Origin of the sequence: Parapedobacter sp., assembly GCF_035556095.1 — a bacterium.
GTDB lineage: Bacteria > Bacteroidota > Bacteroidia > Sphingobacteriales > Sphingobacteriaceae > Parapedobacter.
Genome location: NZ_DATMFT010000027.1, coordinates 1 through 12,027, shown reverse-complemented (window position 1 = coordinate 12,027; position 12,027 = coordinate 1). Strand labels below are relative to the sequence as shown.

Here is a 12,027-nt window from a genome sequence, read left to right as displayed (position 1 = left end):
GTGCTTCGGGCGCAATATACGGTCTGTTAATTGCATTCGGATACCTGTTTCCCAATACGCCATTGATGCTTATTTTTTTACCGGTACCCATCAAGGCCAAATATTTTATCCCGGTAATGATACTTATCGAACTGTTTCTGGGCGTGTCGCGTACCGGGTCTTCCGTCGCGCATTTTGCACACATTGGCGGCGCGTTGTTTGGGTTTTTGTTGATTAAGCTTTGGGGCGTGAAGCGTCCTAATTATTGGTAACGATAACGGTGAGCGCAGGTTTAAAAAAAATTCATATATTAGCAACTGTTATCAGGTAGGTATACAGGAAGCGTAGCGATGAAAAAGTCATGGGTTGGCGATTTATGGCATAAGGCTTTCCGTTCAGGGAATCCATTGTTCCTGTTTATTGGTATAAATATCCTGGTTTTTGTGGCGCTCGGCCTTTTATCGCTGATTTCTGCACTTGGCTTTACCGATGTTCCGTTATCCAGCTATGTAATGCCATGGCTACAGCTGCCTGCGTCGGTTTCCATGTGGTTATACAAACCGTGGACTTTAGCCACCTACATGTTTACCCAACAGGGGTTATTCCACGTCCTATTCAACATGCTCTGGCTGTTTTGGCTGGGCATCATTTTTCTCGACTTTCTTAAAAAACGGCAATTCACCTTCGTTTACCTTGCTGGAGGCTTGGTTGGGGGCGTGCTCTACCTGTTGATATACAACCTTGTTCCGGTGTTCCGGAGCGAGGCTCCAATAACGGTGATGATCGGTTCTTCCGCCTGCGTGAGCGCGATTGTGTTTGCTACGGCGACGTTGCTGCCGGATTATACCATCCGTATGCTCTTTTTCGGCAGCGTGAAGCTGAAGTACCTGGCTTTGGCATTTATTGTCATCGATGTGATGGCAATTGCGGGGCTCAACGCGGGGGGCAGTATTGCGCATATAGGTGGGGCGTTGTTTGGTTTTGTCTACATCAAGCGACTGCAGAACGGGCAGGACTGGAGCCGTATGCTAGGGCGGCACGAGCGCAAGCGGCGGACGCTTCGCGTGGTACGGAATGAGCGCCCCGTCAGCGAGGAGCCCTTGGTGCCCAACCAGGAGGTAATCGACCGGATTTTGGATAAGATTTCCCAGTCGGGCTATGACAGCCTCACCAAAGCGGAAAAAGAGGCCCTGTTTAAAGCCAGCAAGCAAGGCCAAAACGAGTATTAACTGATGGCAAGGAAGCGCGGGCGTATGAAGCGGCTGGGTTTTTTCAGTAAAGCCGTGCTATCGGCCAATATGCTTGCGGCGGTAGCGTTGCTGTTCAGCTATCTGGCATCGATTATCAACCCACAAACGTTCTGGCCTATTGCATTTCTAGGTATCGCATACCTTCCGTTGTTGGTTATAAATGGACTGTTTTTGGTTTACTGGCTTGTGCGGCGCATCCGGTTTGCCGGCATTTCGCTGCTGGCTATCCTCTTGGGGTGGAATACATTGCAAAAGCACTACGGCTTTAACGCCAAGGTACCGGAAAATGCGATGGCTTCGCCCGACACGGCACATATCCGAGTATTGACCTATAACGTACATTTTTTCAGGGCGTTTGAGCAAAAAGACACGAAGCTGACCATTCGGAAGCAAGCCATGCAGGTGATGGACGATATATCGCCTGATGTGATCTGCATCCAAGAGTATTATACCCGGCAGAAAGGCAAGTACAATATGGCCAAGGAATTTGAGCGTGAAATCAATATGCCCTATCACCATATTTCGCCTACAGCGGCGAACGATTACGAGGCTTATGGAATAGCGATATTTTCGCGCTATCCTATCGTTGAATCGGGTGTTCTGCCGGAGCATCAGCACGGGGTGAATCGGATTATTTACGCAGATATCGATAAGGGCGGACGGGTTTTCAGGGTTTACAATGTTCACTTGCGTTCGTTCGGCTTCCAACAGGAGGACTACGATTTTATCAATAGTCCGTCGAAAACCATCGAGAAAGATGCGGCGTCCACCAAGCGTATCGGTGCCCGGTTGAAACATGCCTTTACAGCACGCAGTGCACAGGCTGGTGCGCTCCGTGAGCATAGTCAGGCGTGTAATCTGCCTTATCTCATTGCCGGTGACTTCAACGATACGCCCCTGTCATACGCTGTGAATGAAGTTTCGTCCGGGTTGCGGAATGCGTTTCGGGAAAAGGGCCGGGGTTGGGGGGTTACCTATAATGGGGATTTCCCCAACTTCCAGATTGATTACATCCTTACAAGCAAAGCGTTTGAGGTAAAACATTACCAGATTGTCAAAGCGAAGCTGTCTGACCACTATCCGGTCTGGGCGGATGTCCAGCTTGATTGACGTGCCGGGGTCAGGGGGTTGCGGTGATGCGGTTGCTACGCCGGCCCTGGAATAACAATGCAAACAGCACGACTCCCATACAGCCTACTAGATTGAGCCAAAGGAACGCCATCACGTCGAACCACCAAAGCGACACGACCATGACCTCGGTGAGAATTGCCGCCATAAGTACCGCGCGCCCTCCGGCCCGCTTCACATAGAAGGCTACAATGAAAATACCCAGGATGGTGCCGTAGAACAACGAACCTAGGATGTTGACGGCTTCCAGCAGATTGCCCAGTTTGCTGGCATATAGGGCGATGATAACGCAGAATATACCCCAAACAAACGTAAATATCCGCGATGCGGAGAGGTACCCACGCTCCGTACCCGCCTTGCTTACAAAACGCTTGTAGATATCGATAACCGTGGTGGAAGCCAGTGAATTGATGGCACTTGCTGTGGCTCCCATGGACGCCATAAATACGATGGCGACGAGCAGGCCGATGAGGCCCCGCGGGAAGTTTTCGGTGACGAACGTCAAGAAAATGTAGTTGTTGTCGTTGGTGTCGGCCAGCGCATCGTTTTCCTGCATCAGCGCCACCAGATCCGCTCGGATTTCCTTGGCACGCACATCGGCTTGTTGCAGTTGGTTGCGCACGTCTGACACCACGGCCTCATCATCGCTGTCCAGGGCGGCGGTAAGCCGGTGAATCTGTTCTTGCTTTTCGTCGAATACTTGTTTATGCGCAGCCTTCAGCTCGTCGACCTGTGCCGCATAACTGCTTTGTTCGATTTTGTGGAGCTCGTATTTGTTGAAGAATATGGGCGGACTGTTATACTGGTAAAAGGCAAACACCAATATACCGATGAGCAAAATTGAAAACTGCATGGGTACTTTCAGCAACCCGTTCATGAGCAGACCGATCCGGCTATCGCGGATGGACGACCCCGTGAGGTAGCGGCCTACCTGGCTTTGGTCGGTACCAAAATAAGACAACTGCAGGAAGAAACCGCCGATCAGGCCGCTCCAAAGTGTATATTGATTGTTCCAATCAAATGAAAGGTCAATCGCATTGGCTTTACCCGATTTGCCGGCGATATGCAGGGCTTTCATCAAACCGATGTCTCCGGGGAGCATATATATTACCAATACGCCGGCGGTGACCAGCCCACCAAAGATGATGGCCATTTGAAGTAGCTGGGTATACGACACCGCTTTCGTACCACCATACACCGTATACAGTACCACAAGCGTGCCGATAAATAATGTGGTATAGACCACATTGATCTGCAAAATGCTCGACAGGATAATCGCTGGTGCGTAGATGGTAATCCCGGTTGACAGGCCCCGCTGGATAAGAAAGAGAAAGGCGGTGAATGCCCGTGTGCGCACATCGAAGCGTTTCTCGAGGAATTCATAGGCTGTGAACACGCGCAACCGGTGGAACATGGGAACGAACGAAATACTCAGTACGATCATGGCCAATGGCAAGCCGAAGTAGAATTGCACAAAGCTCATGCCCGAGGTGTAAGCGAGCCCCGGAGCCGAAAGGAACGTGATGGCACTGGCCTGCGTAGCCATTACGGAAAGGGCTACATGATACCAGGGCAGCGATTTGTTACCCAGCAGATACCCGTCGATATTGCGGATGCCCTTGCTTTTGTACACGCCGTAGGCGACGATAAGAAGCAGGGTACAGAAAAGGACAATCCAATCCGTCGTACTCATCCAAAATGGTTGGTGAAGAAGTAAAACAGCAGGATTAAAACGAGCAACCAGCCGATCACGATCCAGTAGAACCGTTTCCAGTTGCGGACAAAGGGAGGCAGCCCCTTATCGGTCATGCTCACGGCCTTTGAGCAGGGCACCGACGAAGAGGCCGGCAAACAGCAACCCTGCTATTGCGCCAACGACGGCGCCGAGGAACCCTTCTTGGGCGATCACGCCGGTCAAACCGCCAAATATCGCACCGAGCAGGTAAAAATACGCGTTGATGTTTTTTCCTGTGGAGTGTTCTTCGATGTGTTTTTCCATATCCATGTCCGTTTAATCAATGGGTTTTGCGAGCAAATTTACAAATAATCTGTATGCACCCGGCACGCCGGCCGGCAATTGCCTGAAAAAAGCAAGGGATGTATAAACAAAGTTACCTTCGCCATAGCGGGCAACCAGCAGCGAACCATCGTTGGGCGACTCGCCCGGGTCGGCGATGCGCAGGGGGCGACTATATTGTTTCGCCGCGTCGCCTACGAAATAGAGGCCACGCTCCTGTGCCCACCCGTCAAAATCGGCCTGTGTAATCGTATTTGGATAGTTCAGCACGTGGCTGTCGGGAAGTTGTGCAGTAATAGGTGCGGTTTCGTCGGTTACCCTAGCGCTGCTGAGCTCCAGCGGGAATGGGCCGATGTCTGTCGTGTGCAACCCCCGGCTTACGTTGTATTGAACCACGAGTGTCCCCCCGGCTTTGACGTACTGCATGAGACGGGGCTGCATGTATCGCATCCGTTGGTTAACGTTGTAAAGACGGACGCCGGTGACGATGGCATCGTATGGTGACAAGTCGCCCGACAAGACGTCCTGCTCGTTTAAGACCGTCACCTGTAGGCCAATCTCCCGCAACGCAGCCGGAATGAGGTCGCCGGCGCCGGGTAGATAGCCGATGTGTTTGGCCGATACGCCCGTTTCTACTTTACTGAGGCGGGCTTTGGCGGCAGGGAACCAGCTGATTTTGGGGATATGTTCGTAACTGATCGATTGGATGGCGTACGCTGCTTCGGTTTCAGCCGGGTATTCCATCATGATACCCAGTGAGTCGGTGAGTGATGGATTTTCTGCAGGGTAGACGGTGACGAGGGAGACCGTTTCCGCCGATTTGGTTGAGAAACTCAGGGGGATCTCACTTGGCTCTGCCCGCCAACCCGATGGTAGCTGCAAACGGGCAACTGCCGAAACAGCGTCCTGTGTATGGCTTGTGAAGCGGACCTCGATGGCCTTTGGGGCCATGCCGTTGAACACCAATGCTTTCTGGCCGATATTGGCTGTTATTCGGGGTGCAATGACTAAGGGTTCATACACCTCTCCCCTTACGGGATGTGTATATTTGTAAACGACTGGGCGCTCGAAAGTCAATGTTTTCCCATTGACGGATAGCGTAATCGCTGATTTTGGCCCATCCCCGTTGAGGGGCCGCCCGATTTCTTCCTGACGGGCCACGGCAAAACGGCCCAACCCATGTGCCTGTCGTAACCAATAAGGTTGTGTAGTAGCGGTTGCCGTAAATGCAGCCGATTGCTCATACAACTCATTGAATGGCAGCTGGTGGCCATCGACAGCCACCGTGACGCCCGGTCGCCGCACAATGTAGCCGGTACTGATCGTTGTCTGCTCGCCGACGGCAAGTTGTGGAACGGGGGAATAGCTTTCGAACCATATTCCGCCACAGGCGAGGATGAGGTTTTTGATTTCGTTTATTTTTAAGTTTTTCCAATGGTCGTTTTCCACTTCGGAGACGCGCGCCAACAGTTCCAGTAGGCCGTCGATGGATTTTTCCGGCTGCTCCATATCGAACCGTCCATCGATTTCCGCGATCAGTTGGGCAATGCTTTCTCCTCCCTTGATACGCTTCCACGATGTCTCGATACCTTCAAAAAGTGTGTTTTGTGGGGCATCACCCGCCAAGACCTCGAAGCGTTCCACGACGTTTCCGCGCTGGCGCGCGGCCCCGAAGCCCTGACTTTGATGTTTGGACCTGCTTTCGGCTGCGATCTCGCCATACGACTCACCCAGGAACGGGTTGTAATCGCCGATATTGATGAGCAAGTGGCTGGAGGATGGTGGTGAGCCCTGGAAGAAGCTTGATGTGTTCCAGAGGAGTCGCTTCGGCTGCCAAGTTGCTACCGTGGAGAGCTGCTCCGGGAAACGCTTGGGGTCGGCTGCGGCCTCAACCGCTTCGATTGCCAACAAGGCCGAAGCCTGATGGTGGCCGTGGCCGGCACGTTGGTCGGGTGGGAATCGGGTGATGATGACGTCGGGCTTGAACTTCCGGATCACCCACACGGCATCGGCAAGGATGCGCTCTCGGTCCCAAATGCGAAACGTCTCTTCAGCGGTTTTCGAAAAACCGAAATCGATCGCCGAGGAAAAAAACTGTTCGCCGCCATCAACCTTGCGTGCTTCAAGCAACTCGTTGGTGCGTATGAGGCCTAGCTCTTCTGCCTGCTCCGTTCCGATGAGGTTTTGCCCACCGTCGCCCCTCGTCAGCGAAAGATAGCCTGTACGGTAGTGCTTTTCTTTGGCGAGCCAGGCGATAAGACGGGTGTTTTCGTCGTCGGGGTGCGCGGCGAAATAGAGCACAGTGCCCAGCGTATTCAATTTCTTTATGGCTTGTTTGATTTTTCCGGGGTGCTGCGGTTGTACCGTTTGGGTGAAGGCGGATAGCGTAATGGAAAGAAATAATGCAGCTAAAGATACGGCGTGTTTCGTGTTCATGGCTTAAAGATAGTGGTTGTCGCGCTCAAAACAAAAGCCGTCTCGCTTGAAACGAGACGGCTTTTGCAATTAACAATTAAAAAATCATTCGATCTTAAAGCCTTGTGCTATGCCGGAAATATCGGAACTAGTGAACGATTATCGCGGCCGAAATCCAGCTTTAAGAAGTTAACCTTTAACACGGGTAAAGATACGATAAAGAAGGGAAACGGTTGCGGGGTGCGGGCACACAAGTTTTCCACAGGCGGCTGCTTTTTCCACAGCGCCCGTGGACGATAGTCGTCTTAGCCCTTGTCGATGGAACCTAATACCCGCTTCATGAAGGTGTTGAGCGCTTCTTTGCGGTCGACTCCCGATTTAACCAGTTTATCCACTTCGATGGCACCATACATATTGGATATCAGTTCACCGATGACGTCCAGCTCTTCATCTTTCAACGAGGGAACTTCGGTCAACGATTCCAATGTTTCAATGGCTTCAAGCACATAATCTTGATCGTTCTCCTCGATAAACTCGGTGAGATGCTTAATTATGGGTAACTTCATTGAGCAGGTCGATTAAAGGGTCGAACTTATTTGTTTGCACTTGGTTTACCAGCTTGCCGCCTTTGAACGCGGCGAAGGTTGGCAGGTTGCTTACATTCGCCAATTGCCTGGATTGCGGGAACCGCTCGGCATCTGCGATGACAAATGAAATCTGGTCGTTTTCCGAAGCCAATTTCTTGAATTTCGGCTTCATGATCTTGCAGTTGCCGCACCAAGTGGCCGAATACTGCACCAAAACCACGTCGTTATCTTTCACGATGTCGGCCAAGTTATCATTTTCTAATTCTTGTAGCATGCTTCATTAAATTTTAAATCAATAAAAATGGTTTAGGTGGATATATTAAAGGCCAGTGAGCAATCCATTGAGGTCGTCCACGGGCCTTTATTGGGTAAGGACGATGAACGCTAGTTCATCGCTGGCTGGGTGGACAGGTATGCAGCTACGCCATCACGGGTGGCGTTCATGGCATCTTTACCTTCTTCCCAGTTTGCCGGGCAAACTTCACCGAATTTCTGCACGTGGGTGTATGCGTCGATCAAACGGATGTATTCTTTTACGTTACGGCCCAATGGCATGTCGTTTACGCTTTCGTGGAACACTTTTCCTTCCTCGTCGATAAGGTAGGTGGCGCGGAAGGTGACGTTTGAACCTTCGAAAACGAAACCGAATTCTTCGCTTTCCTTTTCTTCGCCCTCCAGGATGCCCAGTACGCGGGAAAGGTTACGGTTGGTATCGGCAAGAATGGGATAAGTTACGCCCTCAATGCCGCCGTTGTCTTTCGGTGTATTTAACCAAGCGAAGTGTACCTCGTTGGTATCGCAAGAGGCACCGATAACGATCGTGTTCCGTTTTTCAAATTCGGGCAGCGCTTCCTGAAATGCGTGCAGCTCCGTAGGGCAAACAAACGTGAAGTCCTTGGGATACCAAAACAACAACACTTTCTTTTCTTTTTTCGCGGCCTCTTCAAAAATATTGATAAACAAATTATCGCCGAGGTAATCGATGGCGTCAACGGTGATGTTGGGGAACTTTTTTCCTGTAAAACTCATAGTAATGTATCCTTTATTTTTGTCGCTGCAAAGGTAAGGTTTATTGCTATGGATAAGTATCGTTTTTATCGATGTGCGATATAAAACATCTATTGGTCGAATCTTTTGATTTTGGGATTACAATTCTTTGAACCCTGGAGTCATGGGGGTTACTGCCGCAACAGGGTCAACGCATTTAAATTTGATTGAAAAGTTCTAGGAGGAATTTTTCATCCCAGCCTGCCCTGAGCCTCTTGGTTACCAATGACCCCTTCGATTTATCTTTCCTAAGGGTGTTCAGGGCTATTTTCCGGATGTAAGAGAAGTTGTTTGCGGCGTTTTTCGCCCGTTTGCGCTGACGGTCCTCATTGAAGACCATGTCCAGCGACCAGTGCAATTGGTTCTCGATGCCCCAATGCTGCCGGATAAACTGGTTCATATCGGCGGCACCCTCATCCAGACTGCTGATATAATACCGGGTCTCCGAGGTTGCCTTGTTGCCGTTATCGCGGGTGGCGGTGATCCGGACCACCGAACGGACTGCTTTCCACTCGACGTGGCTGTCAATGAAGTCCAGCCGCCTGATCACGTCGCATTTCCGGCTTTCCAGTCGGCCATGGCCCTTATCGACCTGCAGGTCGCTGTCGCAGGGATGCTGCCGGTCAAACCGGCCCCGGATCTGATCGAGCAGATCCCGGTGGTTCCCCTTGACGGCCAGGATGTAATCGGCGCCACCATCCACGATCTTTTCCGCAATCGCAGTCTGGGCACCCATCGCATCGATCGTGATGATTCTCCCACGGATGTCAAGTAGGTCCAGTAATTCGGGGATGGCCGTGATTTCGTTTTCTTTGTCATCCACTTTAAGCTGCCCCAGGACCAGCTGGTTATCCGAAGCCCACGCACTCACCATATGGATGGGGCTGCGTCCGTGGAAGCCATCCTTGGAACCACGCACGGTCTTGCCGTCCAGACTCACCACCTCCCGCTTGATATTCCCGTCCCGGATTTCCGAAACCCACCGGATGAACATCCGTTCGAACAGTTCTGGTCGCAGATTGCTGAATACACAGTTGATCGTATCATGGGATGGGATGCCCCCGGGAAGGCGAAGGAACTTCCGCAGGAATTTCTCCTTGGTTTTGCCAAAAGTCTCAATGGAATCCCACGACTCCGCCCCACAGAGCACGGCAACGATGGAAAGAATGATGATGTCGACTAAAAGGTGCTTCTTGTTGCGCGAAATACGGTAGTCCGGAAAAGATTCAAAATGTTTGTGCAGACTGGTCTTGATGGGCTCTTTCATAAAGCAAAGGTAAACCCAACTCACAAGCCTGAAAAGCACAAAAAGCTAACAAGTAATCAACATATTGTGAATATAACAACGATTTTTAACCGCTTTTATGCGTTGGCCCTGACTGCCGCAACTGTTTTTTTCGATTTATCTTGTAAAATCGTATGTTTGCACGATTGAGTTGGCCCTGTAGTTCAACGGATAGAATAGAAGTTTCCTAAACTTTAGATATGGGTTCGATTCCCGTCGGGGCTACGATAAAAGCACCAGTCACGTACGATTGGTGCTTTTTTTGTAAAAGGGGATAGAAATAGGGCGAGTTGTTTATTTGAACAATGATGACATCGTGACCCTATTATGCAAGTAGGAGATGCTGTTAAGTCAACTTGACCCGTCTAATCTGAGATTGAGCTAAATATGGGAATTTAACTTGGTATGAAATAGATGAGAATCTTCAATACCACGTAAGGTAAATCCTCTTCTTTTAGCAACACCATCTTCCAAGAGCTTATTATAAAGATCATTGGCCTCTCTCAAAGCTATATAAGAACGTTGAGTCGCTATTTCCTTTTCTGTTAGCTCGATAGCTTTTTCCAATTGTTGGACTATAGTCTCCTTCGATTCCATATTTATATAAAGTTTCTGGTGTTTACAAAAATTTGTAAATTATTACTTGTTACGTAATCGGAAAGCAAGTCATAATAATCTCTAACTAAGAGTCGAAGTTCTTCATTTTCGGAAAAGTCTTCAACTTTCAACCTCAACTCTCTTAAGCGTTCAACATTAATTGGTCTGCTATGAGACTTCCAGACACTATTATCACTAAGCTGCCCCGCAATCTCCTCCGCCCTCAATTCTTTTTCCTCTGGAGTTACAGGTTGTCCGAGTTTATCGGGGTTGGTATTATGCTCATTCCAATTCTTAAACTTATATTTGACCAACCATTTTTTTAGAAGATCAATTGTTAATTCTTTTGCTTGTTCGTAGCCCCTCAATTCTGCTAAATCAAGGTCTTTAATCATCAGGAATTCGGCTTGAGTAATAGTGTTATTTCTTGATTTTTCTATGGCTTCGTTAACCTTATCCAAATAACCCAAAGCTGCCACCCATTTACCTTCTTTATTTTGGACTTGGGGATCAATCGGCCCTAACACCGAAAAATAATCCATATAAATATTATCTCCACTCATACAAAAAATGGTTCCAGCGCTATAAGCATAATCTGGGACAACAAAATCTACGACGGAGTAGTGTTGTCTGAAAATATTCACGTATCGCTCCACCGCAACTGCACTACCTCCTGTAGTAGTTAAAATAACAACTAAGCGTTCCTTTTTGTTCTCGTCGTTGGCCAATTCTTCAACAATACTAAGTATCTGGCTCTCTAAACCATCCACCAAGGCTCCGTAATAACAAAATACATCGGCATTGAAATAACCCTCTAACTTAGATAATTTTTCATTGAGTAAAGACTTAATGGTGGTGTGGACATTGGGTTTCATAAGTCTAATTTATTTTGCAAACATATAAATATTTTCTTTACCGTCATTAAATGAGTAAAAAAGGTGTTCATTTTATTGATTTTATATCCAAAACTACCTATTTGTCAAAAGCCGCTCCTCAGGGGTTAATATTCTTTTTAGGGCTAACTAAAAAGGTGATTTTTCAAACGAAAAGACATTTATTCAAACAAAAACGCCCCTTAGGTAAAGCAATAGGGCGCTTTTTGTCATAAATCCAATGGTAAGCTATGGCTTTGATTTCTTTTTATTGCAATGTACATGCATTGGTGTGCTTAGTAATTCTCAGGATAGTAAACTGAATGAAAAGGCACCCATTCGCTCCTTTCAAATTCGTTGCTGAAAGAACTGAATAAATGTGGCTCCGCCACAAAGCGAAAGCTGTATCGATAGATATGCAAATTCAATTTGCGTCGAGCAGGATATGATTTATAGCTTTCCCGCAGTATAGTACTCCCCAAATATTGGACAGCTGCTTAAATGTTTAACTTAGCAGTTGTAAGAATGAAAAAAGAACGCAGAAAATTCAGTGCAGGCTTCAAGGCGAAGGTAGCCATCGAAGCGATCAAGGAGCAGCAGACGGTCCATGAGCTGGCCGCCAAATATGAGGTCCATGCTACACAGATCAACACCTGGAAGCGTGAGTTTTTGGATAAAGCTGAATCGGTATTCAGTAAGGATCATGCTGCGGCCAAAGATGAATCCAAGGAGAAGGAACTGTATTCAAAGATCGGGGAATTGCAGATACAGGTGGATTTCTTAAAAAAAGTATTGGGCAAATGAGTTTGGAAGAAAAGCGCAGGCTTGTTTGCCCACCTTATAAAAAGTT

14 protein-coding genes and 1 tRNA gene are annotated in these 12,027 nt (G+C 48.7%); 6 read left to right on the top strand and 9 right to left on the bottom strand.

The features are described from left to right. From VNQ80_RS17695 to VNQ80_RS17685, 3 genes are all read left to right on the top strand, one after another. The coding region (locus VNQ80_RS17695; protein ID WP_325641137.1) for a rhomboid family intramembrane serine protease at positions 1-251 on the top strand (251 nt) is incomplete at its 5' end. A 78-nt stretch (positions 252-329) separates the two neighbouring features. After that, positions 330-1,208 (top strand): rhomboid family intramembrane serine protease, encoded by an 879-nt coding sequence (locus VNQ80_RS17690; protein ID WP_325641135.1) that lies wholly within the window; start codon positions 330-332, stop codon positions 1,206-1,208. A 3-nt stretch (positions 1,209-1,211) separates the two neighbouring features. Then, complete coding sequence (locus VNQ80_RS17685; RefSeq protein ID WP_325641133.1) at positions 1,212-2,339, top strand: endonuclease/exonuclease/phosphatase family protein; 1,128 nt, start codon at positions 1,212-1,214, stop codon at positions 2,337-2,339. Between the two features lie 10 nt (positions 2,340-2,349). Here VNQ80_RS17685 and VNQ80_RS17680 read toward each other — a convergent pair whose 3' ends face one another. The 7 genes from VNQ80_RS17680 to VNQ80_RS17650 all read right to left on the bottom strand — a co-directional run bounded on the left by VNQ80_RS17680 (position 2,350) and on the right by VNQ80_RS17650 (position 9,690). Beyond that, positions 2,350-4,050, bottom strand: coding sequence for a sodium:solute symporter (locus VNQ80_RS17680; protein WP_325641131.1), 1,701 nt, complete (start codon positions 4,048-4,050; stop codon positions 2,350-2,352). A gap of 105 nt (positions 4,051-4,155) precedes the next feature. After that, positions 4,156-4,356, bottom strand: coding sequence for a hypothetical protein (locus VNQ80_RS17675; protein WP_325641129.1), 201 nt, complete (start codon positions 4,354-4,356; stop codon positions 4,156-4,158). A 12-nt stretch (positions 4,357-4,368) separates the two neighbouring features. Next, positions 4,369-6,810: a PIG-L family deacetylase gene (locus VNQ80_RS17670; protein ID WP_325641127.1), complete on the bottom strand. Its 2,442-nt coding sequence runs from the start codon at positions 6,808-6,810 to the stop codon at positions 4,369-4,371. Positions 6,811-7,094: 284 nt separating this feature from the next. Further along, entirely contained in the window at positions 7,095-7,355 is a 261-nt protein-coding gene (locus VNQ80_RS17665) for a DUF6952 family protein (protein WP_325641125.1), read from the bottom strand. Beyond that, entirely contained in the window at positions 7,336-7,650 is a 315-nt protein-coding gene (locus tag VNQ80_RS17660) for a thioredoxin family protein (protein WP_325641123.1), read from the bottom strand. Before VNQ80_RS17660 ends, VNQ80_RS17665 begins: the two co-directional genes overlap by 20 nt. A gap of 110 nt (positions 7,651-7,760) precedes the next feature. Beyond that, positions 7,761-8,405 carry a peroxiredoxin gene (locus tag VNQ80_RS17655; RefSeq protein ID WP_325641122.1) on the bottom strand — a complete coding sequence of 215 codons (645 nt, stop codon included), beginning with the start codon at positions 8,403-8,405 and terminating at the stop codon, positions 7,761-7,763. A gap of 175 nt (positions 8,406-8,580) precedes the next feature. Further along, complete coding sequence (locus tag VNQ80_RS17650) at positions 8,581-9,690, bottom strand: ISAs1 family transposase (RefSeq protein ID WP_325641120.1); 1,110 nt, start codon at positions 9,688-9,690, stop codon at positions 8,581-8,583. Between the two features lie 171 nt (positions 9,691-9,861). Between VNQ80_RS17650 and VNQ80_RS17645 the strand changes: the two genes are divergently transcribed. Continuing rightward, positions 9,862-9,933: transfer RNA gene (locus VNQ80_RS17645), tRNA-Arg, on the top strand. 156 nt (positions 9,934-10,089) lie between these two features. Here the strand turns inward: VNQ80_RS17645 and VNQ80_RS17640 are convergent. Together VNQ80_RS17640 and VNQ80_RS17635 are read right to left on the bottom strand one after the other, a co-directional pair. Continuing rightward, positions 10,090-10,305 carry a hypothetical protein gene (locus VNQ80_RS17640; protein ID WP_325641118.1) on the bottom strand — a complete coding sequence of 72 codons (216 nt, stop codon included), beginning with the start codon at positions 10,303-10,305 and terminating at the stop codon, positions 10,090-10,092. Positions 10,306-10,307: 2 nt separating this feature from the next. Next, positions 10,308-11,180: an SDH family Clp fold serine proteinase gene (locus VNQ80_RS17635; RefSeq protein ID WP_325641116.1), complete on the bottom strand. Its 873-nt coding sequence runs from the start codon at positions 11,178-11,180 to the stop codon at positions 10,308-10,310. 50 nt (positions 11,181-11,230) lie between these two features. Here VNQ80_RS17635 and VNQ80_RS17630 point away from each other — a divergent pair, with 50 nt between their 5' ends. Further along, a complete protein-coding gene (locus VNQ80_RS17630) occupies positions 11,231-11,413 on the top strand; it encodes a hypothetical protein (protein WP_325641114.1) in 183 nt (60 codons plus the stop codon). Positions 11,414-11,702: 289 nt separating this feature from the next. Beyond that, positions 11,703-11,981 (top strand): transposase, encoded by a 279-nt coding sequence (locus VNQ80_RS17625; protein WP_325641110.1) that lies wholly within the window; start codon positions 11,703-11,705, stop codon positions 11,979-11,981. The last annotated feature ends 46 nt before the right edge of the window (positions 11,982-12,027 follow it).

What these genes read in the sequence shown, in the direction of transcription:
- VNQ80_RS17690 (WP_325641135.1), top strand. Translation starts at nt 330, where the DNA reads ATGAAAAAGTCATGGGTTGGCGATTTATGGCATAAGGCTTTCCGTTCA.
- VNQ80_RS17685 (WP_325641133.1), top strand. Translation starts at nt 1,212, where the DNA reads ATGGCAAGGAAGCGCGGGCGTATGAAGCGGCTGGGTTTTTTCAGTAAA.
- VNQ80_RS17680 (WP_325641131.1), bottom strand. Translation starts at nt 4,050, where the DNA reads ATGAGTACGACGGATTGGATTGTCCTTTTCTGTACCCTGCTTCTTATC.
- VNQ80_RS17675 (WP_325641129.1), bottom strand. Translation starts at nt 4,356, where the DNA reads ATGGAAAAACACATCGAAGAACACTCCACAGGAAAAAACATCAACGCG.
- VNQ80_RS17670 (WP_325641127.1), bottom strand. Translation starts at nt 6,810, where the DNA reads ATGAACACGAAACACGCCGTATCTTTAGCTGCATTATTTCTTTCCATT.
- VNQ80_RS17665 (WP_325641125.1), bottom strand. Translation starts at nt 7,355, where the DNA reads ATGAAGTTACCCATAATTAAGCATCTCACCGAGTTTATCGAGGAGAAC.
- VNQ80_RS17660 (WP_325641123.1), bottom strand. Translation starts at nt 7,650, where the DNA reads ATGCTACAAGAATTAGAAAATGATAACTTGGCCGACATCGTGAAAGAT.
- VNQ80_RS17655 (WP_325641122.1), bottom strand. Translation starts at nt 8,405, where the DNA reads ATGAGTTTTACAGGAAAAAAGTTCCCCAACATCACCGTTGACGCCATC.
- VNQ80_RS17650 (WP_325641120.1), bottom strand. Translation starts at nt 9,690, where the DNA reads ATGAAAGAGCCCATCAAGACCAGTCTGCACAAACATTTTGAATCTTTT.
- VNQ80_RS17640 (WP_325641118.1), bottom strand. Translation starts at nt 10,305, where the DNA reads ATGGAATCGAAGGAGACTATAGTCCAACAATTGGAAAAAGCTATCGAG.
- VNQ80_RS17635 (WP_325641116.1), bottom strand. Translation starts at nt 11,180, where the DNA reads ATGAAACCCAATGTCCACACCACCATTAAGTCTTTACTCAATGAAAAA.
- VNQ80_RS17630 (WP_325641114.1), top strand. Translation starts at nt 11,231, where the DNA reads ATGAGTAAAAAAGGTGTTCATTTTATTGATTTTATATCCAAAACTACC.
- VNQ80_RS17625 (WP_325641110.1), top strand. Translation starts at nt 11,703, where the DNA reads ATGAAAAAAGAACGCAGAAAATTCAGTGCAGGCTTCAAGGCGAAGGTA.